Annotated in this window: 31 protein-coding genes; 21 read left to right on the top strand and 10 right to left on the bottom strand. The window is 62.9% G+C overall.

Features of this window, described 5'->3' with window-relative positions; translation table 11 throughout:
* Window positions 1-45: 45 nt before the first annotated feature.
* Both ABSY17_RS05450 and ABSY17_RS05445 read left to right on the top strand, forming a co-directional pair.
* Window positions 46-1,953, top strand: a complete 1,908-nt coding sequence (locus ABSY17_RS05450; protein ID WP_378947673.1) for a propionyl-CoA synthetase — start codon at window positions 46-48, stop codon at window positions 1,951-1,953.
* 83 nt (window positions 1,954-2,036) lie between these two features.
* A complete protein-coding gene (locus tag ABSY17_RS05445; protein ID WP_378947671.1) occupies window positions 2,037-3,707 on the top strand; it encodes an alpha/beta hydrolase in 1,671 nt (556 codons plus the stop codon).
* Between the two features lie 119 nt (window positions 3,708-3,826).
* On the opposite strand, the gene ybaK is transcribed toward ABSY17_RS05445, so the two are convergent.
* The 3 genes from ybaK to ABSY17_RS05430 all read right to left on the bottom strand — a co-directional run bounded on the left by ybaK (window position 3,827) and on the right by ABSY17_RS05430 (window position 5,844).
* Window positions 3,827-4,300 (bottom strand): Cys-tRNA(Pro) deacylase, encoded by a 474-nt coding sequence (ybaK, locus tag ABSY17_RS05440; protein WP_378947668.1) that lies wholly within the window; start codon window positions 4,298-4,300, stop codon window positions 3,827-3,829.
* Between the two features lie 73 nt (window positions 4,301-4,373).
* Complete coding sequence (locus tag ABSY17_RS05435) at window positions 4,374-5,117, bottom strand: DUF4118 domain-containing protein (RefSeq protein ID WP_378947666.1); 744 nt, start codon at window positions 5,115-5,117, stop codon at window positions 4,374-4,376.
* A 247-nt stretch (window positions 5,118-5,364) separates the two neighbouring features.
* On the bottom strand, window positions 5,365-5,844 hold the full coding sequence (locus ABSY17_RS05430) for a VOC family protein (RefSeq protein ID WP_378947663.1): 480 nt from the start codon (window positions 5,842-5,844) through the stop codon (window positions 5,365-5,367).
* Window positions 5,845-6,085: 241 nt separating this feature from the next.
* On the opposite strand from ABSY17_RS05430, the gene ABSY17_RS05425 reads away from it, so the two are divergent.
* From ABSY17_RS05425 to ABSY17_RS05405, 5 genes are all read left to right on the top strand, one after another.
* Complete coding sequence (locus ABSY17_RS05425; RefSeq protein ID WP_378947661.1) at window positions 6,086-6,409, top strand: ArsR/SmtB family transcription factor; 324 nt, start codon at window positions 6,086-6,088, stop codon at window positions 6,407-6,409.
* Entirely contained in the window at window positions 6,406-6,816 is a 411-nt protein-coding gene (locus ABSY17_RS05420) for an SRPBCC domain-containing protein (RefSeq protein WP_378947658.1), read from the top strand. The genes ABSY17_RS05425 and ABSY17_RS05420 overlap by 4 nt, the downstream gene beginning before the upstream one ends.
* A gap of 44 nt (window positions 6,817-6,860) precedes the next feature.
* Window positions 6,861-7,085: a hypothetical protein gene (locus tag ABSY17_RS05415; RefSeq protein ID WP_378947655.1), complete on the top strand. Its 225-nt coding sequence runs from the start codon at window positions 6,861-6,863 to the stop codon at window positions 7,083-7,085.
* On the top strand, window positions 7,085-7,507 hold the full coding sequence (locus tag ABSY17_RS05410; RefSeq protein WP_378947652.1) for a DUF1801 domain-containing protein: 423 nt from the start codon (window positions 7,085-7,087) through the stop codon (window positions 7,505-7,507). Before ABSY17_RS05415 ends, ABSY17_RS05410 begins: the two co-directional genes overlap by 1 nt.
* Window positions 7,508-7,745: 238 nt before the next feature.
* A complete protein-coding gene (locus tag ABSY17_RS05405; protein WP_378947648.1) occupies window positions 7,746-8,495 on the top strand; it encodes a hypothetical protein in 750 nt (249 codons plus the stop codon).
* Window positions 8,496-8,677: 182 nt separating this feature from the next.
* Here ABSY17_RS05405 and ABSY17_RS05400 read toward each other — a convergent pair whose 3' ends face one another.
* Window positions 8,678-10,612 (bottom strand): autotransporter domain-containing protein, encoded by a 1,935-nt coding sequence (locus ABSY17_RS05400; protein WP_378947646.1) that lies wholly within the window; start codon window positions 10,610-10,612, stop codon window positions 8,678-8,680.
* Window positions 10,613-10,716: 104 nt separating this feature from the next.
* Window positions 10,717-10,974, bottom strand: coding sequence for a hypothetical protein (locus ABSY17_RS05395; RefSeq protein WP_378947643.1), 258 nt, complete (start codon window positions 10,972-10,974; stop codon window positions 10,717-10,719).
* Between the two features lie 29 nt (window positions 10,975-11,003).
* On the opposite strand from ABSY17_RS05395, the gene ABSY17_RS05390 reads away from it, so the two are divergent.
* On the top strand, window positions 11,004-11,345 hold the full coding sequence (locus ABSY17_RS05390; RefSeq protein WP_378947640.1) for an ArsR/SmtB family transcription factor: 342 nt from the start codon (window positions 11,004-11,006) through the stop codon (window positions 11,343-11,345).
* Window positions 11,342-11,833 carry an SRPBCC domain-containing protein gene (locus ABSY17_RS05385; protein WP_378947638.1) on the top strand — a complete coding sequence of 164 codons (492 nt, stop codon included), beginning with the start codon at window positions 11,342-11,344 and terminating at the stop codon, window positions 11,831-11,833. The genes ABSY17_RS05390 and ABSY17_RS05385 overlap by 4 nt, the downstream gene beginning before the upstream one ends.
* 123 nt (window positions 11,834-11,956) lie before the next feature.
* Here the strand turns inward: ABSY17_RS05385 and dmeF are convergent, their stop codons facing one another.
* Both dmeF and ABSY17_RS05375 read right to left on the bottom strand, forming a co-directional pair.
* Window positions 11,957-12,922, bottom strand: a complete 966-nt coding sequence (gene dmeF / locus ABSY17_RS05380) for a CDF family Co(II)/Ni(II) efflux transporter DmeF (protein WP_378952441.1) — start codon at window positions 12,920-12,922, stop codon at window positions 11,957-11,959.
* Window positions 12,923-12,933: 11 nt separating this feature from the next.
* Entirely contained in the window at window positions 12,934-13,206 is a 273-nt protein-coding gene (locus ABSY17_RS05375; protein WP_378947635.1) for a metal/formaldehyde-sensitive transcriptional repressor, read from the bottom strand.
* Window positions 13,207-13,424: 218 nt separating this feature from the next.
* Between ABSY17_RS05375 and ABSY17_RS05370 the strand changes: the two genes are divergently transcribed.
* The 4 genes from ABSY17_RS05370 to ABSY17_RS05355 all read left to right on the top strand — a co-directional run bounded on the left by ABSY17_RS05370 (window position 13,425) and on the right by ABSY17_RS05355 (window position 15,867).
* A complete protein-coding gene (locus tag ABSY17_RS05370; protein ID WP_378947632.1) occupies window positions 13,425-14,210 on the top strand; it encodes an SDR family NAD(P)-dependent oxidoreductase in 786 nt (261 codons plus the stop codon).
* An 85-nt stretch (window positions 14,211-14,295) separates the two neighbouring features.
* The gene (locus ABSY17_RS05365; protein ID WP_378947629.1) at window positions 14,296-14,469 is read left to right on the top strand and encodes a hypothetical protein; all 174 of its coding nucleotides are present in this window, start codon (window positions 14,296-14,298) and stop codon (window positions 14,467-14,469) included.
* Between the two features lie 137 nt (window positions 14,470-14,606).
* Complete coding sequence (locus ABSY17_RS05360) at window positions 14,607-15,323, top strand: helix-turn-helix transcriptional regulator (RefSeq protein ID WP_378947626.1); 717 nt, start codon at window positions 14,607-14,609, stop codon at window positions 15,321-15,323.
* Between the two features lie 118 nt (window positions 15,324-15,441).
* A complete protein-coding gene (locus tag ABSY17_RS05355; RefSeq protein ID WP_378947623.1) occupies window positions 15,442-15,867 on the top strand; it encodes a GFA family protein in 426 nt (141 codons plus the stop codon).
* A gap of 79 nt (window positions 15,868-15,946) precedes the next feature.
* Here the strand turns inward: ABSY17_RS05355 and ABSY17_RS05350 are convergent, their stop codons facing one another.
* On the bottom strand, window positions 15,947-16,639 hold the full coding sequence (locus ABSY17_RS05350; RefSeq protein ID WP_378947620.1) for a DUF1013 domain-containing protein: 693 nt from the start codon (window positions 16,637-16,639) through the stop codon (window positions 15,947-15,949).
* Window positions 16,640-17,203: 564 nt separating this feature from the next.
* On the opposite strand from ABSY17_RS05350, the gene ABSY17_RS05345 reads away from it, so the two are divergent.
* From ABSY17_RS05345 to ABSY17_RS05320, 6 genes are all read left to right on the top strand, one after another.
* The gene (locus ABSY17_RS05345) at window positions 17,204-17,728 is read left to right on the top strand and encodes a TIR domain-containing protein (RefSeq protein WP_378947617.1); all 525 of its coding nucleotides are present in this window, start codon (window positions 17,204-17,206) and stop codon (window positions 17,726-17,728) included.
* Window positions 17,729-18,418: a hypothetical protein gene (locus ABSY17_RS05340; protein WP_378947614.1), complete on the top strand. Its 690-nt coding sequence runs from the start codon at window positions 17,729-17,731 to the stop codon at window positions 18,416-18,418. It abuts the gene before it with no gap.
* Between the two features lie 2 nt (window positions 18,419-18,420).
* Window positions 18,421-19,026, top strand: a complete 606-nt coding sequence (locus ABSY17_RS05335) for a TIR domain-containing protein (protein WP_378947612.1) — start codon at window positions 18,421-18,423, stop codon at window positions 19,024-19,026.
* Window positions 19,027-19,779: 753 nt separating this feature from the next.
* Window positions 19,780-20,079: a hypothetical protein gene (locus ABSY17_RS05330; protein WP_378947609.1), complete on the top strand. Its 300-nt coding sequence runs from the start codon at window positions 19,780-19,782 to the stop codon at window positions 20,077-20,079.
* Between the two features lie 299 nt (window positions 20,080-20,378).
* On the top strand, window positions 20,379-20,861 hold the full coding sequence (locus ABSY17_RS05325) for a hypothetical protein (protein WP_378952438.1): 483 nt from the start codon (window positions 20,379-20,381) through the stop codon (window positions 20,859-20,861).
* A 3-nt stretch (window positions 20,862-20,864) separates the two neighbouring features.
* Window positions 20,865-22,094, top strand: a complete 1,230-nt coding sequence (locus tag ABSY17_RS05320; RefSeq protein WP_378947607.1) for an HlyD family secretion protein — start codon at window positions 20,865-20,867, stop codon at window positions 22,092-22,094.
* Between the two features lie 184 nt (window positions 22,095-22,278).
* Here the strand turns inward: ABSY17_RS05320 and ABSY17_RS05315 are convergent, their stop codons facing one another.
* The gene (locus ABSY17_RS05315) at window positions 22,279-22,746 is read right to left on the bottom strand and encodes a histidine kinase (RefSeq protein ID WP_378947604.1); all 468 of its coding nucleotides are present in this window, start codon (window positions 22,744-22,746) and stop codon (window positions 22,279-22,281) included.
* A 392-nt stretch (window positions 22,747-23,138) separates the two neighbouring features.
* Window positions 23,139-24,149: an NAD(P)H-quinone oxidoreductase gene (locus tag ABSY17_RS05310; RefSeq protein ID WP_378947601.1), complete on the bottom strand. Its 1,011-nt coding sequence runs from the start codon at window positions 24,147-24,149 to the stop codon at window positions 23,139-23,141.
* Between the two features lie 114 nt (window positions 24,150-24,263).
* On the opposite strand from ABSY17_RS05310, the gene ABSY17_RS05305 reads away from it, so the two are divergent.
* On the top strand, window positions 24,264-24,458 hold the full coding sequence (locus tag ABSY17_RS05305; protein ID WP_378947598.1) for a DUF1192 domain-containing protein: 195 nt from the start codon (window positions 24,264-24,266) through the stop codon (window positions 24,456-24,458).
* An 87-nt stretch (window positions 24,459-24,545) separates the two neighbouring features.
* Entirely contained in the window at window positions 24,546-25,790 is a 1,245-nt protein-coding gene (locus tag ABSY17_RS05300) for an MFS transporter (RefSeq protein WP_378947595.1), read from the top strand.
* Window positions 25,791-25,871 lie beyond the last annotated feature (81 nt).

The raw sequence follows: 25,871 nt of genomic DNA, 5'->3' as shown, positions 1-25,871 counted from the left end.
GACGCCCGCAGGGGCGGATAACAAGTCCGCAGGGAAGGAAACGCCATGCCATCTCGCTATCGTGAGGTTTATGAGGGCTGGTCTCGCGACCCCCTGGGGTTCTGGGCGGAGGCTGCGGGCGCCATCGACTGGTTCAAGCCCTGGGACAAGGTGTTCGACGCCGAGGCCGGCGTCTACGGCCAATGGTTTGCGGGCGCCGAGTGCAATACCTGCTGGAACGCGCTCGACCGCCATGTCGCGTCGGGCCGCGCCGATCAGGCAGCACTGATCCACGACAGCGCCATCACCGGCACGGTCAGGAAATTCACCTATGCCGAGATGCTGGCGGAGGTGAACGCGCTGGCCAGCGTGCTCGCCGACCAGGGCGTCGAAAAAGGCGACCGCGTCATCATCTACATGCCGATGGTGGCGGAAGCGGCGTTTGCCATGCTCGCCTGCGCAAGGCTCGGCGCCATCCATTCGGTGGTGTTCGGCGGCTTTGCTGCCAAGGAACTCGCCACCCGCATCGACGATGCCGCGCCGAAGCTGATCATCTCCGCCTCCTGCGGCCTCGAACCGGGCCGCCTCATTGCCTACAAGCCGCTGCTCGACCAGGCGATCGAGCTCTCCGCCCACAAGCCCGAACGTTGCATCATCCTGCAGCGGCCGCAGCTCGAATGCGACTTGATTGCCGGCCGCGACCTCGACTACGCCGCAACGGTGGGCGCGGCCAAGGCCGCCGGGCGCACGGTCGCGTGCGTGCCGGTGCTGGCTACCGACCCGCTCTATGTGCTCTACACCTCCGGCACCACCGGCCAGCCCAAGGGCGTCGTCCGCGACAATGGCGGCCACATGGTGGCGTTGCACTGGTCGATGGAAAACGAGTTCGGCGTCAGCCCCGGCGAGGTGTTCTGGGCAGCTTCCGACGTCGGCTGGGTGGTCGGCCATTCCTACATCGTCTACGCACCGCTGCTGGCCGGCTGCACCACCATCCTGTTCGAGGGCAAGCCGGTCGGCACGCCCGATGCCGGCACCTTCTGGCGCGTCATTTCGGAGCATGGCGTCGTTGCCCTCTTCACCGCCCCCACCGCCTTCCGCGCCATCAAGAAGGAAGACCCGCAGGGGCTTTTTGTCCCGCAATATGATCTCAGCACGTTCCGCACCCTGTTCCTCGCCGGCGAGCGCGCCGATCCCGAGACGATCAAATGGGCCGAGCAGAGGCTGAAGGTGCCTGTCATCGACCACTGGTGGCAGACTGAGACCGGCCATCCGATCAGCCACAACCCGGTCGGGCTCGGGCTTCTGCCGGTCAAATACGGCTCGCCCTGCGTGCCGATGCCGGGCTTCGACGTGCGCGTGCTCGACGATGCCGGCCATGAGGTGGAAGCCGGCACGCTCGGCAATGTCGTGGTCAAGCTGCCCCTGCCGCCCGGCTGCCTGCCGACCCTGTGGAACGCCGATGAGCGCTTCTTCAACGCCTATCTCGCCGAGTTCCCCGGCTACTACAAGACGGCTGATGCCGGCTACATCGACGGCGACGGCTACCTGTTCATCATGGCGCGCACCGACGACATCATCAACGTCGCCGGCCACCGCCTGTCGACGGGGGGCATGGAGGAGGTGGTGGCCGAGCACCCCGACGTCGCCGAATGCGCCGTCATCGGCATCGCGGATGCCATGAAGGGCCAGATCCCTTGCGGCTTCATCGTCTTGAACTCCGGCGTTGTCCGCGACACCGGAGCCATCGAGCAGGAAGTCGTCGCCCTGGTCCGCGACCGCATCGGCCCGGTTGCCGCCTTCAAGATGGTGGTCACCATCAAGCGGCTGCCCAAGACGCGCTCGGGCAAGATCCTGCGCGGCACCATGCAGAAGATCGCCGACCGCGAAGACTGGAAAATGCCCGCCACCATCGATGACCCGACCATACTCGACGAGATATTGGAGGCGCTTAAACTGAGAGGCATCGGCATATAAGTCTGGGATAGACCGCCCCGGTATTGCGCTGCGCAATGCAAAGTGCAACTTGTCCTGGAATGCGCATGCCGGGGAACTATCTTATGCTTCGCAACTCTATCGTCAGGTTCTGGTACTCCTTTTCCGTGACAGGCCTTTTGATCGGGACGCTGTTCTTTGCGGCATCGCTGACGCCGACGCTGATCCCGCGCAACTACCTCACCCAGGGCGTGCTGTCGGGCTTTTCGGCAGCTGCCGGCTATGGCGTCGGCTTCTGCCTGCGATGGCTCTGGGAGTATCTCGAACTGCCCGACCTGCAGAGCCGCGCGCTGCGCGTCACCAAGCTGGTCGCGGCCATCGTCTGCGGCATCGTCGGCATCACTTTCCTCTGGCGCGCCGCCGAATGGCAGAACTCCATTCGCGAACTGATGAAGATGCCGCCGGTGGACACCGCCCACCCGCTCGAGGTCGGCGTAATCGCACTGATCACCTTCGTCGTGCTCATTGGGCTCGCCCGGCTGTTCAAGCTGACGCTTTACGCCGTCTCCGGCTGGCTCAGCCGCTATGTGCCCAAGCGCGTTTCCTATGTCATCGGCAGCACCATCGCGATTCTGCTGTTCTGGTCGGCCGCCGACGGCATCATCTTCCGCTATGGCCTGCGCGTGATGGACAGTTCGTTCCAGCGGCTCGACGCGCTGATGCCGGCCGACACCAAACAGCCCACCGATCCGGCCAAGACCGGCAGCGCCGCCTCACTGGTCAACTGGCAGGAACTGGGCCGCATGGGCCGCTCCTACATCGCCACCGGCCCGACCAGCACCGACATCGGCACTTTTACCGGCAAGCCGGCGCTCGAGCCTATCCGCGTCTATGTCGGGCTGCAGTCCGACCCCTCGCCGCAGCAGCGCGCGCGGCTTGCCCTCGAGGAGCTCAAGCGCGCCGGCGGCTTCGACCGTTCCGCGCTCGTCATCATCACGCCGACCGGCACCGGCTGGGTCGACGAGCAGGCCATCGACCCGATCGAGTTCCTGCACAATGGCGATGTCGCCAGTGTCGCTGCCCAATATTCCTATCTCGCCAGCTGGCTGTCGCTGCTGGTCGAGCCGGGCTATGGCGCAGAGCAGTCGCGCGCCCTGTTCACCGAGGTCTATGGCTACTGGCGCACGCTGCCCAAGGACAAGCGGCCGAAACTCTATCTCTTCGGTCTCAGCCTCGGCTCGCTCAGCGCCGAACTCTCCAACGAGCTGTTCGAGGTGCTCGGCGATCCCTATCAGGGTGCGCTGCTGAGCGGCCCGCCCTTCGCCAGCCGCATCTGGCGGTCGATCACCGACGATCGCAATCCCGGCTCGCCCGAATGGCTGCCGCAGTTCCGCGACGGCTCCTATGTCCGCTTCACCGCCCAGAAGAACGCGCTCGACATCCCGGGCGCACAGTGGGGCCCGCTCAGGGTCGTCTACCTGCAATATGCCAGCGACCCGATCACCTTCTACGAAACCGCAGCGCTGTATCGCGAGCCGGCCTGGATGAAGACGCCGCGCGGGCCAGACGTGTCGCCCGAGTTGCGCTGGTATCCGGTCGTCACCTTCCTGCAGCTCGGTCTCGACCTCGCCATGGCCACCACCTCGCCGATGGGCTACGGCCACGTCTATGCCGCCGAGCATTACATCGACGCGTGGATGCAGGTGGCCGACATCCAGGGCTGGACGCCCGAGAATGTGGCGCGGCTCAAGCAGCATTTCATCGACGCGCGAAAGGCCAGCGAGGACGTCAAGTGACAGGCAGGACTGTTACAGCGCCGCGCGTCCCTTCGGACGCACAAAGGACGCTGTAACATTTTGACTTTGTGCATGATCCTTTCCGAAAATCGTTTCCGATCTTCGGAAAGGATCATGCACTAGCGGATAAGGTCGGCGGCCCTGGCGCCAAGTGCCCGGACGAGATCGTCCGGGCGCATGCGGATCTGCAGGCCCCTCTGGCCGCCGTTGAGGTAGACCTCGTCCTCCAGCGTCGCCATTTCCTCGACAGCGGTCGGCACCTGCTTGCGCTGGCCAAAGGGACTGATGCCGCCGACCTTGTAGCCGGTTAGCCGCTCTGCGTCGGCGGGCTTCATCATCTGCGCCGACTTGGCGCCGAAGGCAGCCGCGACCTTCTTCATGTTGACCTGCTGGTCGGAGGGCACCACCACGCAGGCCGGCTTGCCGTCGACCTCGACCATCAGCGTCTTGAGCACGATATCAGGCGAAACCCCCATCGCCTCCGCCGCCTGCAGCCCGACCCGCTCGGCACCGGCATCGTAGTCGTAGGTCGCGAGCGCAAACGGGACTCCGCTTCGGGAAAGGGCGAGCGTGGCGGGCGTGGTCTTGGACATGCCCTGTTCTGCAACAGGGACACGGCATCTCGCAAGAGCGGCTACCAATGGCTTGAGGATCGCGCTCTCGCGTTCAGCGCTCAACCAACCGGCGCTCGAGCGCCAGCCCCAAAACACTCCTGACGACATCGACCGACATGTCAGGCGTCGAAGGGCGTTCGTCGGGATCGAACGCCAGTCCAATGACGGCAGACGGACCCGTCGCCGTCGCCGCCGGCCAAAAGTCGAAGCGCGAGGCCACGGCCGGATATATTCCGGCACGCACGACAGTCCCCGCCGCCAATGACGACAGCGCCGCCTCGATCTCAGCCTGCTGCAGTTCTGCTCCGATGGCTGTCTTCCTGACCGAAACCAGTTTCCCCTCCGCAACGAGCAACACCACCGCAGGAACATGAAAGAGCGCAGCCAGAGCTTTGGAGGTAAGCGAGACGACCGTCTCCGTGTCGTCGGCCGCCACGACGTCGCGGCTGTAGTCTTGCAGCACCATCGCCTGCCGTCTCAGCAGCGCCGCCTCGGCCGCCCGCCGCCCGGATGTATAGGCAACGCCGCTCGTGATAAGGCCCACCAGGAAAAGCAGCCCGATCGCCCAGATGTTTGCCGGATCCTTGACCTCGAGCGAGTAGCGAGGCTCGGTCAGGAAGAAATTGTAGGCCAAGGCGCCAAGTACGGCCGCGCAGAGCGAAGGACCCAGGCCGAAGGCAACGCCGGCAATGACCACTGGCACCACAAACATCAGCGAGAGGTTTGGAACCTTCACCCCGAAGTCGACGCTGACGGCAAGGGCCGTTGCAACGGCCACCAATGCAAACGCGGCCAAGTAGCCTGCAGCCGGAGAATATGATGCTGCCGAGCCTGAAGGCCCATCGACTGGCAGCGGCGGCATGCTGTCCCGTCGAAGCTTCGATCTGGCATCGGCCATTGGTTCAACTCCTGCCCGGCAACATGCGGAGGCAGCGTAAGACCGACCAACTATACACTACTTCCAGTCCTGCGTGAGCTACCGCGGGCTCGTGCCGCCCGCCCCCATGCGATATCCGCCTGGGGGCCACAAGTCCGTGGGGCCGTCAGCCGCGCCGGGCCGCCTCGATCGCGGCGACGTCGATTTTCTTCATATCCATCATTGCCTCGAACGCGCGTTTCGCTTCATCGCCGCCGGCGGCCAGCGCCTCGGTCAGCACGCGCGGCGTGATCTGCCAGGAGATGCCCCATTTGTCTTTGCACCAGCCGCAGGCGCTTTCCTGGCCGCCATTGCGGACGATGGCGTCCCAGTAGCGGTCGGTCTCTTGCTGGTCGTCAGTGGCGATCTGGAACGAAAAGGCCTCGGAATGCTTGAACATCGGCCCGCCATTGAGGCCGAGACAGGGGATGCCGGCAACGGTGAATTCGACCGTCAGCACGTCGCCCGCCTTGCCGGACGGGTAGTCGCCGGGAGCACGATGGACCGCACTCACGGTGCTATCAGGAAAAGTCTCGGCGTAGAAGCGGGCCGCAGCCTCGGCGTCCTTGTCGTACCATAGGCAGATCGTGTTCTTGGCGGTTGTCATCGCTTGTCCTCTCGCGTTCAAAACCCATTCCGTCCCGGTTTTCGTCGCACTCGAAGGCGGCTCGGTGGTGCGATCATGGAATGCGCTTGCACCACCTGACGTTCCGCCAGCAATGCCTGAAAGGTTACAGCGGCGTCAGGGCTGGGTCGAGAGCAGGCGCCATCAGTCGCGCACCTCTTCGCATTGACAATTCAATACCCAATTGGCTATGTGTCATTACATAGTCAAATGGGTATGAGTTATGTCTGATCTTCAGGACGCAGTTTTCAGGGCACTTTCCGACCCCACGCGCCGAGGGCTCTTCGAGCGCCTCTGCCGGAAGGGGGATACATCAGTCGTGGGCTTGTTGGCCGAGGCCGGCGTCTCGCAGCCGGTGGTCTCCAAACATCTCAAGATCCTGAAGGCCGCGGGGCTTGTGCGCGACCGGCACGAAGGCCGCTACACCTACTACAGCGCTGAGCGCGAAGCCCTTGCGCCGCTGATCGACTGGACAAGCCAGATGACCGGTTTCTGGCACGACCGCTTCGACGATCTCGACAATCTGCTCAAGAGGATGGACCAATGACCGAAACGACTGAAGCAACACGCGCCGTCGTGGTCGAGCGCGATTTTCCCTATCCGCCAAGCAAGATCTGGCGCGCGCTCACCCAACCGCATCTGATTGCCGAATGGCTGATGAGCAACAACTTCAGCCCGGAGGCCGGCCACCGGTTCACCCTTTCCGCCGATTGGGGAAAGGTCGATTGCGAGGTTCAAACGGTCGAGACCAACCGCTCGCTCTCCTACCGCTGGGACACCAAGGACTTGCGCAGCATCGTCACCTGGACGCTCGCCCCCACCGCTACCGGCACCAGCCTGCGCATGGAGCAGCGCGGTTTTACCACGGAGCAGAAGTCCTATTTCCAGGGCGCAACCGTCGGCTGGCCGCGCTTCATCGCCCAGCTGGGCGAAGTCGCCTCGAGACTGGACTGACGCCAGGTCGCCCGCGGCCATCGATCGAATAACGGAGTGTTGGAATGACCTCGTTGATCCGGACCATCCACCGCTGGACGTCCCTCGCCTTCAGCCTGGCCGTTGCCTCGATCTTTGCCGGCATGGCCATCACCACCCTGCCCGAATGGTTCTACTATCTGCCCCTGCCTCCGCTCGCCGTGCTTTTGCCGACCGGGATCTACATGTTCTTCCTGCCCTATCTGCGCGGGCAGCGGGTCGGAGCGACGGCCCCAAAGGGCCACGTATAATGGCCCCCAAGGATCTTGCGGCGCCCAAACTCCTGGCCGGCGGCAACCCGCAGATCGCCAAGGGCTATGGCGATGCCGTCGTGCAGGCCTATATCGACGCCATGCCGGGCTGGAAATCTGGCGTCGGACGCCGCATCGACGCTCTCGTCTCCGAAGCGGTGCCTGATGTGGCCAAGGCCGTGAAGTGGAACTCGCCGCTGTACGGCCTCCAGGAGGGAACCTGGTTCCTTGGGTTCCATTGCCTCACCAGATACGTCAAGGTCGCGTTCTTTCGCGGCGCGTCGCTGTCCCCGCTCCCGCCAGGCACCTCGAAGCAGGCGGAGGTGCGCTATCTCGACATCTTCGAGGATCATCCACTAGACGAGCGGCAATTCTCCTGTTGGGTCGAGCAGGCCAGCGCCTTGCCCGGCGTGAGGATGTGAACCGGTCCGTCTCGGACATGCCCCCCGCATTTCGCAGGCGCGGATAGATGAACGACCGCAACCGGCGGCCCGAAGTCTTGTCCCCTGGTGGACTGCACCTGTGATTTCGGCCACACTTGCCCGCGAGCGTCGCCGCGCTAGGGCGATGATAGTCTGCGACTTCCGGACTCAAGCAGTTCTTTGGCCAGATTGCACCATGGAATTCCTGTACGGGCTGGGGTTTTTAACGCTGTTTAGCTTGAGCGCGATCGGCGGAACGATCCTGCGCACCCATCTCCATGAGGACCATCTTTCGAAAGAGAACATGGAGGCGGTTGGGCTCGTGACGGGACTTCTCGTCACCTTTGCCGCCCTGGTCCTCGGGCTGCAATTGTCTACGGCAAGGGCCGGCTTCGACGCAGCCGACAAGGATCGCTCGGTCTATGCCGCCAAGCTGGCGCGTCTCGACCAGTGCCTGCGAGACTTTGGCCCGGCGATGGAGCCGGCACGCAGCAGGCTGCGGCAATACACGGCCGCCGTGATCGCCAGCACATGGCCGCGCGAGCCTTTGCCTGAAGTCGCCGGCATGCCCGATACCAGCAACATGGCGCTCCGCGGCGAAGACGCCACGTTGGGCGCACTGATGAATGATGTCGGCCTGATGATCGACACCGCAGCGCCGAGCGATGCATCGCATGCGAACATCGCTGCAAGATGCCGAGCCGATTATGCCCTGGTGCAGGAAAGCCGCTGGGCGGTCATCGAGGACGCAATCGGAAGCTCGCCTGGCTGGTTCAGCGGAATTTTAAGCTTTTGGCTGGTGCTCGTCTTCTTCAGCTTCGGGCTTCAGATCCAGCAGCGCCTGCTGGGCGCCATTGTCTTGGGCATCGGGGTCGTCGCCATCTCCAGCGTGATGTTCGCCATCGTCGACCTCGACACGCCCTACGGCGGCGTGTTCGGCATCACCAGCACCGCCATGCGCGACGCCCTGGCCGACATGAACAGGTAGCTGCCGGGCGCGGCTTCAAAATGGATGAGGAATGGCGGCAATGGGTGGTCTCCGGTCAGCCCGCTTCTGCCAGCCGGAGGCGGAATGTGACCCTGCCGTAAAGAGCAGCGCTGACGTCTTCCTTGCCCGTCGCCTGGGCCCTTGACGAACGGCCGGCGCCGCGTTGGCGCCTGCCGAAAAATCTAGAAGCGCATGCCAATGCCGCCCTGGATGCTGGCGGAAAGGACGCCTGCCGTGCTGTAGCCGACTTCGCCCTTGGTGGAGAAGTCATATCCGCCTCGGGTAAAGCCAAAATCCATGCCGACAAAACCGCGCGCTTCCGTGGATGTGGAACCGGCGAGGTTCAGCGCGCTGCCGAGCAGCGATGCGCTCGTTGCACTGCCATCGGTGAGCGTGCCTTCCGCGCCCAGCCTGACACTACCACTCCAGCCACCGGCCATTTCGTCAAGCTTGAGCGTGCCGAGTTCGATTTCGCCACGCGCAGTGAACACATGCGTGGTCTGGGATTCGAGCGTCAGATTGGCGGTCGAGCCGGTCTCGGTGTAACCGTTCTGATAAATGCCCGCATAAAGAAGCGATATGCTTGGCGTCAGTCGGGCAGTTCCCAGATCATGATCGAGACCGACGGTCACGGACGGGCTGATGAAGATCCCGCCGTAATCGCCATCTGCCGTCTCCAGGCCACCGGCCACAACGTTGTTGACGATCTTGCGGTTGCTCTTGTTGAACGTGGCGCCAATGGCGGCATTGACGTCCACGAAGCCCGGTCCGAAACCGAACGAGCCGTAGCCGCCGCCGACGAGCGTCGTGGTCTCGACTTTGGAGCCATTGTCCGCGCGCACGACGCCATGGCCAAGGCCGCCAAACAGCCCCACCAGCCGCTCTTCGGAAAGGCGTGCATCGAAGCCGAAAAGCCCGCCGCCCTGACCTGTCCGCACGCCGGCCTTGCCTCCCCTGGGGGAGGAAACCGCGCCATAGGCGCTGGTCCACATGCTGAAATCGTCGCTCGGTGCAAATTCAGGGAAATCCGGTGCGGCGGGTGTCGGAGCATAGCCGAGGGGCGCGGCGCCGCCGCCAGACTGGCCCTGGCGGCTCCGGCTGATATGGCTGCGAAGCGCACTGGCAACTGCATCGCTCGTTACCGCGGCAGCCGTACCGCCTGCGCGGTTCGCCTCGGACGAGACCACCGTCAGGACATTGCCATCGAGCACATAGGCTTGCCCATTGGTGTCGATGGTATCAGGAATTCCGTCGAGAGTGAGCCTTGCGTCCAGCCCCCGGCCGATGTTGAGCGTCGCCGATCCGGCTTGATCGAACCGAATGCCCCCTTCGATGACAGAGCCCGCCAACAGCGTCAGCATCTGGTCCGCTTGCCCCATGTAAAAGGCTTCAGCGTGCCGGCTTGCCACCCTGCCGCTATTGATCACGGTCATGCCGGTGGCATTGGCATAGATCGCCTGCGAGCCTGTTCCGGTCGTGCGGATCGTCCCGGTATTGGTTAGTACGTTCTGGCTGTTTTCGGCGAAGTCGTGCCAGGCGTAGATGCCGATCGCGTTCGCGCCACTTGTCGTCAGCGTGCCGTTATTGGTGATGCGCGCGTGCGAGCCCCAGAGCGTAATGCCGTTGGCCGTATCGCCAATGGTGTCTATCAGGCCGTTGTTGGTGATGGCCGCATGGTCGGCATATTCGACATAAATGCCATACGACCCCGCATTGCCACGGGTCGAAATGGTGCCATTGTTGATAATGGCGAAATAGTCGGCCACGGAATAGATGCCGTAAGCGCAATCGGCATAGGTGATGATGCCACTGAAATTGGCCACTTCGGCGTTGATTGCGGTTGAATGCACCCCATAGGCGGATGTGCCATCGGTATCGATCGTGCCGCGGTTGGTGAGCGTCTGATTGGCCGCATCCATCACCACCGCGCCGCCATTTGTGGAAACCGCGCCCCCGGCCTCGATGGACAGCGTGTCACCGAATCCCGTCAGAGTTTGCGTCGCGGTTTCGGTCTGCCCGTCCGCAACGGTGCGATCGATCGCCTGCGCCATGTTCGGATGTGCAGCCACGGCAATGGCCACGATCGTCGGCAGAGCCGCGAACCGCTTCGTCTTCATCTATTTCCCCCGGGAGTATTGCGCAGGCGCTTTATCTCAAACGAATCAAAGTATTACTAAACGGCAACTATCTATTAACCTCTAACAGCTCTGGAAATTTCGCGTCAAGCCGGCTTTAACTGGCCGGCATTGCCGGGTGCTGGCGATCGCCGGGCCAGACGCGCAGAAGCCCCGTGCGAACAGCCAACATGGAGCGCACGGCCGTCCATGTTGGAAAGCAACTGCCCCGCGCCTCCGGCCACCAGCGCAAAATCCTGCGCCGGCCGCACCTCGATGGTCACATGCAACAGGTCGTGGATGTGGGCGAGCTTCGACTTGCAGGCCTCGGGCGCCTGTCGCCCCCCCCCTGCGGCTCTTGACATTAGGTGCACCTACATGCATATACACTATCATGCATATAGACACGTTCCAGACTCTTGCTGATCCGACCCGTCGCCGGGTGCTCGATGCGCTGAGGCGCGGCGAGCGGCAGGTGAACGATCTTGTCGAGGAGGTGGGAATTCATCAGTCGGGCGTGTCCCGACATCTTCGTATCCTGCACGAGGCCGGCTTTGTGACGATGCGGCCCGACGGCCAGCGACGCCTGTATTCCCTGGTACCGACCCCTTTTCGGGAGCTTGACGAATGGCTCACCCAATATCGCGGACTTTGGGAGGAGCGGCTCGATCGCTTCGGCGAAGCCCTGGAGGCCCGACAGAAACAACGCAATGAAAAGAGGAGTGAGGAAGAATGATGGATCAGATTCAGTCGAGCATCGTGATCGAACGCAAGTACAGGGCTGATCCGCGGGAACTCTGGGAACTATGGACGACCAAGGATGGCTTCGAATCCTGGTGGGGGCCGGTAGGGTTCCGGGCCGATGTAGTCAGGATCGAGGCCCGTCTTGGTGGAGCGCTGCATTATGCCATGGTCGCCGACACTCCGGAGATGGTGGCCAGGATGAAGCAAATGGGCCAACCCACATCCACGGAATGCAGGGGCAGCTTTTCGGAATTTCGCCCCCATGAGCGGTTCGTCCTGACACAGGCGATCGACTTCCTGCCGGGCGTGAAACCCTATGACAGCAGGATGGTGGTGGATTTCATTCCTGCCGGCGATGGAAATGTCCGCATGATCGTCACGCTGAGCCCGATGCATGATGCCCAGACCACGGAGATGCAGAAGGCGGGCTTCACGAGCCAGCTTTCCAAGCTGGATCGGCGCTACGGATGGACGGGCTGACAATCCTGTTCGCGAGACCGGAGGCTGCCGCATGCGGCAGCCTCTTTCCGATCCAGCTGCCAGGCTCACCATAGCTGGCAGCAATGGTCGAAAGCAGACGCCATCAGCCAAATCGGCAAAACCCTACGCCGGCTGCACCTCGATGGTCACATGCGACAAGTCGTGGAGATGGGCGAGCTTCGACTTGTAGGCCTCGGGCGTCGCCGGTGCGCTCGACTTCAGCGCCACGATCGCCGCGTGGTGGCCCGGGCCCACCTGCCAGACATGCAGGTCGGTGATGACGTCCCTGTCGGTCTCCACCGCCTCGCGGATTTCCGCCGGAAGGTCCTCGCCCACAGGCACATAGTCGACCAGCACCCGGCCGGCGTCGCGGATCAGCGTCCATGACCAGCGCGCGATCACCACCGCGCCGACGATGCCCATCACTGGGTCGAGCCACAGCCAGCCATAGACCGCACCCATGAACAGCGCCGAGATGGCAAGCACTGACGTCAGCGCGTCGGCCAGCACATGCGTATAGGCGGCGCGCAGATTGTTGTCGTGCCCGCCATGGCCGTGATGGTGGCCGTGCGCGTGTCCGTGGTCATGGCCGTCGCCGCCGTCGCGCAGCAGCCAGGCGCTGGCGAGGTTCACCGCAAGGCCCGCCACCGCGATGATGATCGCCTCCGGGAAATTGATATGCACCGGGCTCAAGAGCCGGCCAAAGCTCTCCCAGCCGATGAAAACGGCCACGATCGCCAGGATCACGGCGCTGGCGAAGGCGGCGAGGTCGCCGACCTTGCCGGTGCCGAAGGTGAAGCGCGGATTGTGCGCCTGACGCCGCGCGAACACATAGGCGCTCGCTGCGATTGCCATCGCCGTCGCATGGGTCGACATGTGCCAGCCATCGGCCACCAGCGCCATCGAGCCATAGATCGTGCCGGCAACGATCTCCACCACCATCATCGCCGCAGTCAGCGCGATCACGAACATCGTCCGCCGGGCGTTGCGGTCATGGCCCTCGCCGAGGAAGACGTGGCCGTGCGCGGCCGCGACGGGTTCTTGCGGATGGTCATGATGGTGGTCATGACCGTGGGAATGGGGATGCATATGGGTGTGGGTCATTTCAGATAGGTCCTGATGACGTCGAGCAGTTCCTCGCCGCCGCGCCGGCGGTCCGCCGGGTCGAGCGGGTCGAGCACGTGGTTGCGGACATGGTCTTCCATCAATTCCGCCGTCAGTCCGCCAACTGCCCCGCGCACCGACGCCACCAGCTGCAGCACGTCGGCACAGCCGAGCTCGGCCTCCAGCGCCCGCTCGATCGCCTCGACCTGGCCCTTGATCCGCCGCACGCGGGCCAGCAGCTTCGACTTTTCCTTGACGGTATGGGACATGGCGGCCTCACATAGGATAGGGGGGTATTCTATACATCGGTGTGATCGCCGGCAAGGGCGCAGCGTGCTCGCCATCACTTTCCCTTTCGGGCAGGCCATTGTTTCGAGTGGTTTGGCTGGCCTCATACCCCCACCCCTCCGCAGCCCGTTGACCGCGCCGCCCCTCGCGCCCACTCTTCAGACGAGACTCGTCCATGCACCCATCACGGGAGCGGAACATGAAGCTCGACGGCAGGACGGCGATCGTCACGGGCGGCGCCACCGGCATCGGCTACGCCATCGCCGAGCGCTTTGTCCGCGAGGGCGCTCGCGTCGCCATCGCCGACATCAATCAGGAACAGGGCATTGTCGCAGAAGCCGAACTTGCCAAGCTCGGCGAGGTGCGCTTCGTGCGCACCAATGTCGCCGGGCGCCTCGACGTGCACAATCTCGTCGCCGCCGCCATCGAAAGCTTCGGCGAAGTCGATATCCTGGTCAACAACGCCGGCATCGACCACAAGGCCGATTTCCTCGATCTCGCCGAGGACGATTTCGACCGGGTCCTTGGTGTCAATCTCAAGGGCGCGTTTCTAACCAGTCAGGCTGTGGCGCGCTTCATGGTCGAGCGGGTCAAGGCCGGCGGCGCCCCCGGCGCCATCGTCAACATGTCGTCGGTCAATGCGGTGGTCGCGATTGCCGACCAGGTGCCCTATTCGGTCTCGAAAGGCGGTGTCGCCCAACTGACCACAGTCATGGCGCTGGCGCTCGCGCCCTTTGGCATCCGCGTCAACGCCATCGGTCCGGGCTCGATCACCACCGACAGGCTGTCGCGCGTCAATGCCGATCCGGCAGCGAAAAACCGGATCCTGTCGCGCACCCCGCTCGGCCGCCTCGGCCGGCCGGAGGAGATCGCCGCGATCGCCACCTTCCTCGCCTCCGACGACGCCAGCTACATCACCGGCCAGACCATTTTCGCCGATGGCGGGCGCCTTGCGCTCAATCACACGGTGCCGGTCAAGCCCTGACGCAAACAATGCACCCACTCCTGACAGAGGGCTGTCAGCAGGGCTGTGCGATAGTCCTCCCGACAAAAGATCTGGAGGATTCACCATGACCACGTTCCGGCCCGGCATCTTTCGCGCCATCCGGCACTATGCCGGCAAGGTCAGGACCATGCACAACGAGGTCCGCACCATCCGCTTCATGGACTCACTGCCGACTGACATCCGCAAGGACATCGGCTGGCCCGACCGCTTCATCGGCCGCCGCGCCGGCGGCAACTGACACGCCTGCCCGCCATGTTCGCGCGCGAGCATGGCGACCACTCCTGACAGGATGCTGTCAGGAGCCCCGTGCGATGGTATGATGACCGGGACGCTGCAGGGCGGGCAGCGCGCCGGAGGAAGCATCGAGGGTTACCTATGAGACGAGCCGACAGGCTGTTCCAGATCGTGCAGCATCTTCGCGGCGGCCGCCTGGTCACCGCGCAGAAGCTCAGTGCCTGGCTCGAGGTGTCCGAACGCACGATCTACCGCGACATCGCCGACCTGCAGTCGACGGGTGTGCCGATCGATGGCGAGGCCGGGGTGGGCTATCTGATGAGGGAGGGTTTCGACCTTCCGCCGCTGATGTTCACACGCGATGAAATCGTTGCCCTCGTCGCCGGCGCCCGCATGGTCCGCGCCTTCGGCGGGGCGGCCATGGCGCGCGCCGCCGACGAGGCGCTGGTCAAGATCGGCGCAGTGCTGCCCGAGCAGGAACGGGAGCGCATCGCCCGCACCGAGATCCACACGCCGATGTGGGTGGTCTCCGACGCCGACCGCGAGGCGATCGACCTGATCGAGCGCGCCACAGAGAAACGCCAGGTGCTCAGCCTCGACTACAATGACGAGGCCGGCCGCGGCTCGGCACGCGACGTGCGCCCGCTCGGCCTGTGGTTCTGGGGCAAGGTCTGGACGCTGATCGCCTGGTGCGAGATGCGCAACGATTTCCGCGCCTTCCGCATCGACCGCATCGCTTCCGTCACCGCGGCCGGCCGCAGCTTCAAGCCCGAACGCGGCAAGCTTCTCGTCGACTACTACCGCTCCGTCGAGCGCGGCGAAAATTTCAGCGCCCCCGACCTCTCCTCGCGCGGCTGATCTTTTTTCCCCCGTCCCTGGCACAAGCAGCAGTCGTCGGCAAAACCTTGCCGGAGGCCGCCGACTCTGGCTCAGCTACTCCGAGCTTCCCAACGACAGCCGGCAAGGACCAGCACGCATGAACATGGATATCAAGGAAATCGATGGCGCCTGCCATTGCGGCACGGTGCGCCTGCGCGTCAGGCTTTCCGAGGGCCTGCGCTCGGCGCGCCGCTGCACCTGCTCCTACTGCCGCATGAAGGGCGCGGTCGCGCTGTCGGCCGATCTCGGCGGCATCGATGTCGTCTCGGGCACTGAGGCGCTCACCACCTACCAGTTCAACACCATGGCGGCGAAACACTATTTCTGCTCGAAATGCGGCATCTACACCCACCACCAGCGCCGCTCCAACCAGAACCAGTACGGCGTCAACGCCGCCATCCTCGAAGGTGTCAGCCCCTTCGACTTCACCGAGATCCCGGTCATGGACGGCGTCAACCACCCTTCCGACCACCCCGGTGGCCCGCGCATCGCCGGCATACTGAAGTTCGTCGCGAGCGAATAACCCCATAACTATGCCAACAAAAAACCCGGCCAGAAGCCGGGTTTTTTCGTTTCGTCTCTCCGACGAGCCGGGGAAAAAACTATTCCTCGTCTTCGTCCAGGTCTTCCTTCTTGGCGCGCAGCGCGGTCAGCTTGGCAAACACCGCGTTGGCGTCGAGTTCCTTGTCCTCGTCCTTCTCCACCACAGGTGTCAGCCGCTCGGTCAGCGCGGCCGGCAGCAGCGTATCGCCGGTCGGAGCCGGGGCTTCGCGGCCGCGCGAGGCGCGCTGCACTTCGATGTCGAGGTCGATCTGCGAGCACAGGCCAAGCGCCACCGGGTCGAGCGGCGTCAAGGTCGCCATGTTCCAGTGCTTGCGCTCGCGGATCTGCTCGATCGTCGCCTTGGTGGTGCCGACGAGGCGCGAGATCTGCGCGTCCTTGAGCTCGGGATGGTTCTTGACCAGCCAGTAGATGGCGTTGGGGCGATCCTGGCGCTTGGACAGCGGCGTGTAGCGCGGGCCCTTGCGCTTGGTCTCGGGCACGCGAACCTTGGGGTCCGACAGCTTGAGGCGGTGGTTGATGTCGGCCTCGCCCTTGGCGATCTCGGCGCGCGTCAGCTGGCCGGTCATGATCGGGTCCATGCCCTTGATGCCCTGGGCCGATTCGCCGTCGGCGATGGCCTTGACCTCGAGCGGATGCAGCGAGCAGAACTGCGCGATCTGGTCGAACGACAGAGCGGTATTGTCGACCAGCCAGACGGCGGTCGCCTTGGGCATAAGCAGCGTATTGGCCATGCGATATATCCTCTTCGCTCGCCCGCGTCCCTCACGCGGGCGGTGGATCAAGACCACCAAAAATGGGAAATTCGGCCCGTATATAAACGCATTTTCAGGCCACCGCAATGATCTTGGGAAGCGGCGAAAGACGGGTGGCGGAGGGGGTTTGGGGGCGCGGGGTGGAGTGCAAGGCGGCGCGGGCGCTAGGCAGCGCCGCCAGATGACGACCAAGCGCCGGCTTCATTGAAAAGTCCGCTAGCGTTACTTAGCCCGACACGGACTGAATTGAGTTTCCGAGATCGACGTACCCCACGCTCAATGCAAGCACAATCCGCAGGGGCGGTCATCCAAGCGTGCACTGAGAAGCGACTGCTCTGGGCCGATAGCGGCCTACCTGCTGAAGAAGCGCGGCCGTGTCTTTCAGGAAATCAAGACACTTGCGCGTTAGATAATGTTGTTGACAACACCATTATAGTGATAGCCTCCCTGTTCAAGCCGACGATTGTGATCATGTATATTATAGCTTGGTTATTTGTATGATTCCCCATAAGTTCAGCCATATCTCGATGACGCAGGACGGAAATGCCAAGACACAAGTGCTTCATTTCTTATCATCATGCCGACGATCACGCGGTCAGAAATTTCGTAGACACCTTCGATCACGCTCATGACGTGTTCATCGTGCGGCGATTGGGCGAAATGCCAGACGATATCATCAATAGCAGCAACACCGACTACGTAATGTCCTGCATCCGAGAGAACTACATACGCGACTCTACTGTCACGATTGTAATGGCTGGCCAGTGCACTTGGGCACGCAGGTATGTCGATTGGGAAATCCAGGCATCCTTAAGGTCTGGCGAGACCATCACTCCGAACGGGCTGCTCGGCATCAAGCTGCCGACTTTCACCAAGTTTCCAGAGCGGTTCGAGAGAAATTTAGAGCAACCTAGTCAGGCCGGCAGTTATGCGGGATGGATCGACTACCCGCAAACACTGAATCAGCTCGAGTCCGCGATTGAGTGGGCGTTTGCTCAACGGAATACGCATCGGCAGTACATCCGAAACCCACGCGAACGCTTCGGCTACAATCAACAGTGCCTCTGAATGAACACGGCCGAGCTACCACCAACTCCGCCGTCTGTGCCCAGCCCCCTCCTCACGTTAGCCTGGGACCAAGCAGCGTGGACGTTTACGCTAACGGTCAGTATCTGGCTGATCCTGGGGCTGATGCTGGTCGCGGTCACCTTCTTGTTTTGGAAATGGTGGTCGGGAGGATTCACGTTCCGAAGCTTCGAAATTGATCAGGCAGAGATCGGTGTCGGAAACAACAAATTCCGTTTCAAACCGAACCTTACCGACAAGCAAATAGCCTACGCGATTTGGGTCGAACTCAGCACGAGGAAGATCGGATTGCCGATCGACTTCGAGCACGACGTGATCGCCGAGATCTATGACTCGTGGTTCACGTTCTTCTCGGTCACGCGGGATCTCGTGAAAGGTGTCCCAGTCAACCAAGTTAAGCGCACAAGCACGCAGGCGATTATTAGGCTCTCGATCGAAGTGCTGAACGAGGGCCTGCGACCGCACCTGACGCGGTGGCAGGCTCGCTTTCGTTATTGGCATGAGCGCGAGCTAAAGAAGTACGATGGGGACGAAGGCAGCATTGTCTTCGATCCGCAGCAGATACAGTCAAACTTTCCGCAGTATGTGGAACTGAAGGAAGACATGGAGCGGGTCAACCAGGCACTGATCCGCTACCGGCGCAAGATGTACCAGCTTGTTCTGAAGGATTGACCATGGGGCTCTTCACTGAGACGGAGTTGCGCAATGTCGCACGCTCAAGGATGACCGCCCGCGCAAGAAGCGCCGGGGCGATCCTGAAGGAGGACGTCTCGAACGCCTCGACGACTCAGAACTTCGATGTGTTCCTATCCCATTCAAGCAAGGACTCGGAGGTCATCCTCGGCGTCAAGGTCATTTTGGAGGGGCAAGGTCTTTCGGTTTACGTTGACTGGATTGAGGACCCGCATCTGGATCGGGAGAACGTCACGCCAGAGACAGCTGAGCGACTTCGAACGCGCATGAAACAGTCGAAGTCACTTATCTACGCGCATTCGAACAACTCGCCCGATTCGAAGTGGATGCCTTGGGAGCTCGGCTACTTCGACGGGATTAAGGGCACGATTGCTGTATTTCCCATCGCCCGAACGGCCGACGAAACGTTCAAGGGGCAAGAGTTCCTTGGTCTCTATCCCTACGTTGATAACATCAGCACTTCGAGCCTTTATGTGAATCGGGGCAAGGCACCACGTAGCTCGCTCGGCCAAGTCGAGGCGGGCAAGACCTACCGCGCATTCAAGGATTGGATGCGCGGACGGGCTGGCGTCCGGTTTTCCGGATAAATTGGCGGGAAGCTGCCCTCAACAGGCCAGCTTCAACGTCTCCTATGGATCGATTGTGTTGAGAAAGCCGAACGGCTCGCCAGAGCGCGCGATCTACATGACAGCGCATAGGGCGCCCCTCTAACAATTACTTAGGAATTGTATTTGCATCAAGCGCAGAGAACTTGCGTCGGTCTCGGAAATTCATTTCATTATGCATCTATCCAAGTAATTCTCTCGGACATTTTTCATAAAAAAGTTCGATTGTTGCATATGCTGCAAGACCCAGCGTGGATAGATTCTTCCAGATCGAGCTGAAAGAGCCCCACCTTTAAACACGCATCTTCGCCGCATCCATCTGAAAACGCTGCCTTTTCCGAAAAGCCCGCGACCTCTCCGCCCGCGCTGCAAAAATTTCTTTTTCCACACCCCTTCCACCCTGAGCGATAATCCCCCCATCGCCCTCAGGGAACCCGGGTCATGAACCGGATGCCTGGGGAGGGCGACGGCGTCCGGGCTGGCGGGGGAGACGGTGCCCCTGCTGGGTGATGAGCCCCCAAGCCCGGGCCTTGCGGCGGCTGGCGGCGGAAATGCCGAGGCGACTGAGCGGGGCAAGAGCGCTGGCGGACGCATGGCTGCGCGTCACGCACTCACATCAGACAGACGCAAGGCCATGCGTCCGCTTCCCCCCGACAAAACCCGGCCCTTTCAGGCGCGGGCGCGATTTCGCTTGGCGTTTTTTCCCCTTCACGTCGACCGGCAAAGGACTTTTGCATGAGCAGGAAAAGCAAACGCGACGAACAAAAACCGCTCGAGGAGATCGAGCTCACCGGCTACGGCCAGCTGCCGCTCTCGTTCCACAACGCGCTGGTGCTCGGCGTCAGCATCGCCGCCACCATGGAGGGCGCGCATCATCGCTGCCAGCGGCGCGACTGCCGCAATTTCGGGCGCTGCCGCGCCTCGCCGACCACGGGCCGCGCCAGCTACTGCCAGGTGCCGCTCGGCCCCGAGGCCGCGCCCCGCGTCAAGGGTATGATGCTGTTTGCCCTGCAGCTCGCCAATGGCTGGCGGTGACGGTGGCGGTTTTTCTTCTCCCCCACGGGGAGAAGGTGGCCGCGCAGCGGCCGGATGAGGGGGCAATTCCCTCCCCCTTGTGGGGAGGGACAAAGGGTGCTTCCGGCACCGCCTTCCCCACGCGGGCGCGGGATCGAGACCACCAGGAAATTGAAAAGATCGGCACGCCTGCGCCGACGCGGCGGTTCCTTGTTCCGCGGCCCCGTCGCCCTAGTTGTTGCTTGCAGCTTCTGGAAGAAGCATGGCACGTCAGGCGTTCCCTGATCAGGTGCTTGCCCGTTTCTGGTGGAGAAAAGAGCATGGCAGCGGCAGTGCATCCTGCGGCAACCGATCATCTGCCGATATTCATCACCCCCCCGGGGCAGACGGATGTTCTCTTCGTCGTGATGGTCGCGTTCCTCATCCTGATGATCTTCCTGATCGGCCTGCTTTACCTCAGGCTGCACGCCCTTCCCGAACACTTGGCGCACGGGGCCAGCAAGACCCAGTTGCAATTGGTGGGGGTGCTGGCGCTGATCGCGCTGTTCACGCACAATCACCTGTTCTGGATTGCAGCCCTGTTGCTGGCACTGGTTCAGTTTCCGGATTTCGCCAGCCCGATGAATTCGATCGCGCATTCGCTACGCCGAATGGCCGGCGGGGCTGAAGGGCCGGCCGAGGCTGCACCAGTGGAATCCCAGGAGCCACCGCCAAAACCCCATCCGGTCCAGGCCGAACCGGATTCGACCCCGGTCGAGTCGACCCCTGCGCGCGAAATCGACCTTTCGGAGAGGAGGGCATGAGCCATGCTGGAATTCATGATCTGCTCGATGCTGACGATCTTTCCGGACTATCTGTTCCGCCGTTATGGCCAGGGCAAGAGGATCGGCCGTGAGATCAATCTCTATTCGATGTGGTACGAACTGCGCTGGGGCATCACAGCCTGCGTGATGCTCACGCTCTCCTTGATCACGCTGATCTTCTACTTCCACCCTTCCGCCGACAACGCCTCGGCGGTGTTCCGCTCCGTCACGATCCTGCCGGAAACGAACGGGCGCGTGGCCGAGGTCTATGTCGGCCTCAATCAAAAGGTGGCCGCTGGCGCGCCGCTGTTTAAGCTGGACGACAAGGAGGAGAGGGCCGCACTCGAAACGGCCCGCCGGCGCGTCGCTGAGGTCGACGCAGAGACAGAGGTGACGCAAACCCAACTGGCGGAGGCCGATGGTTTGATCACCCAGGCCCAGGGCGCCTACCAGCAGGCCATAGACGAATACGAAACGCAAGCCGAGCTCATGCGGCGCAACTCGAATGCGGTGTCAAAGCGTGAAGTCGAGCGGCGCCAGGTGGCAATGCAAGCCAAGGAGGGCGGATTGGCCGCCGCCGTTTCGAACAAGCAGACCTTGCAGACGAAAATCGCCTCGCTGCTGCCGGCGCAGAAAGCGAGTGCCGAGGCGGCTCTCACCGAAGCCCAGGTGGATCTGGACAAGACCCTGGTTCGGGCAGGCACTGCCGGAACGGTCCAGCAGTTCGGGCTCAGGCCCGGGGACATCGTCAATCCGCTGATCCGCTCTGCCGGCGTTCTGATACCCGACGATCGTCGTGTCGCGCTGGTGGCAGGCTTCGGCCAGATCGAGGCCCAGGTCCTCAGGAAAGGGATGATTGCCGAAGCGACCTGCATCGGCAAACCGTTCACCATTATCCCGATGGTCGTGACAGAGGTACAGAACGTGATTGCCTCAGGCCAGGTTCGCCCGACGGATCAACTCGTCGAAGTGGAGCAAATAGCTCGGACGGGAACCCTGACCACTTATCTTGAGCCCCTCTATAAAGGGCAACTTGACGGAATCCCCCCCGGCAGCAGTTGCATCGCCAATGCCTACACGAGCAATCACGACGAGCTGGCGCAAGGCAATCTCAGTACGTTGCGCTGGTTCTACCTGCATATGATAGACACTGTCGGGTTGGTGCACGCCATGATCTTGCGGCTGCAAGCGATCCTGCTGCCGGTGCAGACGCTGGTGTTGACAGGGCATTGACCGCCACGCGCCGCGCGGAGCACGACCGTGCTCCATGGCGAATTTCTGTCTGAAACCTCCGATGGGCTTGCTTGGCAGCGGCCGCCTCGGATTCGGCTCGATGACTTCGCCGGTATCGCAGACGCGCCTGACGCCGCCGCCGCTCACACAGCGCGCTGGCCGCGTCGAGTTCGCGCCGATTCCTTCACTCCATGTCGGAGGGTGCCCAGTTCAGGAACAGTCCAACGTCGCCAGGGACACCGCCGGGGAAATTGATGATCATCGCCTTCAGCTTGTATCCTTGCGGCTTGCCGAAACGCTGATAGCGCTCGAAGAACTCTTTCGCCTTTCCTTGAAGGGTCTGCGGCCAGTCCTTGTCGCCGCTGTTGATTGCCCGGCCACTATCCGTACACAAGTCCGATGGAAAGCTGTAGACCATCGCCTCGTACTTGCCATTGCGCACCGCGTTCTCGACAAGGTTGCGGACCATCGCGATTTCCTCGGGGGTCACGTGCTTGTGTATGAACTCGTCGGTAAACTTCATCAGCTCCTGTTTTTTCAGATCTTGAAGTTTACGCTCCTTCTCCATTTCTTGCAGTTGCTGCTCGAGAAGCAGCACTCGCAATTCCTTGGCGCTGACAGGCGGTGCATCTGGATCGGTCTTGTCTGACATGTCCTCGCTCCACTTCTGGGTGAGATTGACTGCACCTCTCCAGCAACCAAGTGCGAAGCTTGCGGCCGCCGAGGGCAGTAGGTTCCTTGCCTTGGATGACGGAGTGCCGCCTCATGCTGGAGCCGGATTCGAATACAAGGGGTTCCCAGTAATCTCAGGTCCGAGCCAGGTTGGCATCGCCGGCTCATCGCATTGGTTGCGGAGTTCGATCTCCGCCGTAACAAGGTGGTGGTGCGCACTAGTATGGGTATCAATTTGCCACCGATCCCCACGGAAATCCAGCGCGTAGCGCGAACCGGCCGGCCTCGACGGTGGTGACGCGTGGGTTCCTCGGCCGCCTTTGGGGAGAGAGTCGGAGGGGTGCCTTCAGGCACGCCCTCCAATGAAAGAAATCACCCGACGTCGAGCACGATCTTGCCGATATGTTCGCCCTCTTCCATGCGCTCATGCGCGCGCCAGGCTTCCTTGAGCGGGAAGATCATGTCCATCACGGGGGCGATGCGGCGCACGGCGAGCAGCGGCCACACCTGGGCTTCGAGTGCGGCCGCGATCTGGCCCTTGAACTCGGTGGTACGCGGCCTCAGCGTCGAGCCGGTATGGGTCAGCCGCTTGACCATCAGCTTGGAAAAATCGGCACTCGCCACCGCGCCCGCCTGGGTCGCGATCTGGACGATGCGGCCGTCGACGGCGGCAGCGCTGTAATTGCGGCCGACATAGTCGCCGCCGACCATGTCGAGGATGACATTAGCGCCCTTGCCGTCAGTGGCTTCCTTCACCGCGGCGACGAAATCTTCCGACTTGTAGTTGATGGCGCGGTCGGCCCCGAGCTTCAGGCAGGCGGCACACTTTTCCTCCGAGCCTGCGGTGGCGATCACATAGGCCCCAAAAGCCGAGGCGAGCTGGATCGCGGTGGTGCCGATGCCCGACGAGCCGCCATGCACCAGAAGCGTTTCGCCGCTCTTCAGCGCGCCACGCTCGAACACGTTGTGCCAGACGGTGAAGAAGGTCTCCGGCAATGCGGCGGCTTCCGTGAAGGTGAAGCCGGCCGGGATCGGCAGCGCGTTGGACTCGTGTACCCTGGCGTATTCGGCATAGCCGCCGCCTGGCGTCAGCGCGCAGACGGCATCGCCGACGCGCCAGCGCGTCACCCCTTCGCCGAGTGCCGCCACCTCGCCTGACACTTCGAGCCCAGGCAGGTCGGAGGCACCTGGTGGCGCGGGATAGGCCCCCTTGCGCTGCTGCACGTCGGGCCGGTTGACGCCCGCCGCATGCACCCTGATCAGGATCTCGCCGGCACCGGGCACCGGCAGGTCGCGCTTTTCCGCCTTGAGGGTGCGCGGGCCGCCCGGCTGCGTGATCGCCACGGCGAGCATCTTTTCGGGAAGTTGGGCTGCGTTGGCCATGTCTTTTTGTTCTCCGTTGCGGCCGGCTTTCACCGGCAATTGCGTCCCGCTGGCTGCACTATGTATTCTGATTGGCAAATCAGGCAAACGCCTGTCTGTGACGGAGATATTGACATGGCGCTGTTCGACGACGAGCCGAAGAAGAAGAAAACCATCCACGAGATCGGCCAGGACCTGTCGCTGCTGTCGGTCGCCGAACTGAGCGAACGCATCGCCGCCCTGCGCGCCGAGATCGTCCGGCTCGAGGCCGAGGTCGTTGCCAAGAGCGCCACCAAATCGGCCGCCGAAGCACTGTTCAAGCGCGACTGATTATCTCCCGTCCGCCTGCCGCCGAAAAGCCCGAATGCGGCTATCATCACGGCTGAGCGCTTCATTGATTCGCGGCGGGACAGATCCATGCTTGCAGCCTACCGGCCCATTCTTTCGCTGCTTCGCGGCACAGCCTTCCTGCTTGCCGCCTCGGGCCTGCACGGTCTGTTGCTCCCCTTGCGCGGCCAGGAGGAAGGCTTTTCCACCGCAGCGCTCGGCCTGATGGGCTCGGCCTGGGCGGGCGGCTTCGTCGCCGGCTGCTTCTTTGCCCCGCGCGTCGTCCGCCGCGCCGGCCACGTCCGCGCCTTCGGCACCTTCGCCGCGTCCGCCGCCATCATCGCGCTGCTCACCGGCCTGATCGTCGACGCCTATGTCTGGATCGTGCTGCGCGCTTTCACCGGCTTCGTCATGGCCGGTGCCTTCATGGTCATCGAAAGCTGGCTCAACGAACGCGCCACCAACGAGAACCGCGGCACCGTCTTCGGCCTCTACATGATGGTCACCTATGCCTCGATCATGGCCGGCCAGATGATGGTCGCCGGCGGCGACGTCAAAAGCGACTCGCTGTTCATGGTCACCGGCATCCTGTTCTGCCTGTCGCTGATCCCGACCGCTGTCTCGAGTGCCGCCCACCCGAAGCCGCTGCAGGACGTCTCGCTCGACATCAAGGGGCTCTACGCCAATTCGCCGGTCGCCTCGGTCGCCTGTTTCCTGATCGGCGTCGCCAATGGCGACTGGGGCACGCTGGGAGCCGTCTATGGCGCGCGCATCGGCATTTCCACGCCCGAGATCGCGCTGATGATGAGCCTGGTGGTGGTGGCTGGCGCGGCATCTCAGATCCCCGTCGGCCGGATCTCCGACAAAATGGACCGGCGCTACGTGCTGATCGGCGCATCGCTTGCGTCCGCCGTGGCCGCGGTGCTGATCTTCCTCGTGGCTCCCCGCTCGGGCGCCCTCGTGCTCTTCATGGCGGCCTGCTACGGCGCGTTCGCCTATACGCTCTATTCGCTGGCGGTGGCGCACGCCAACGACCACGCCAAACCCGAGGACTTCGTCAAGGTTTCGGGAGGCCTGCTTCTGCTCTACGGCTTCGGCACCATGGTCGGGCCGCTGCTGGGCGCGGCACTGATGGACGTGATGCGGCCGGAGGCGCTGTTCCTCGCCACGGCCGGCGCCCATTTCGCCCTCGCCGGCTACACGGCACTGCGCATCCGCCGCCGCGCAGCGGTCCCCATCGACGAGCGCGAGGCCTTCATGACGCTGCCCGCCGACCGCGCCGCCACCCCCGAATCGCTGCGGCTCGATCCGCGCCAGAAGGCCGACGAGGATTGACGCGAGTGCGGTCGGCGACGGTCGGGGCCGCACTGAGGGCGACTGCGACTCACAGTTGAGCTTTCGTGCCCGTTGCGGCAC

This window comes from Mesorhizobium sp. ANAO-SY3R2 (assembly GCF_042466635.1).
GTDB lineage: Bacteria > Pseudomonadota > Alphaproteobacteria > Rhizobiales > Rhizobiaceae > Aminobacter.
This window is presented reverse-complemented; position numbering and strand designations above follow the sequence as displayed.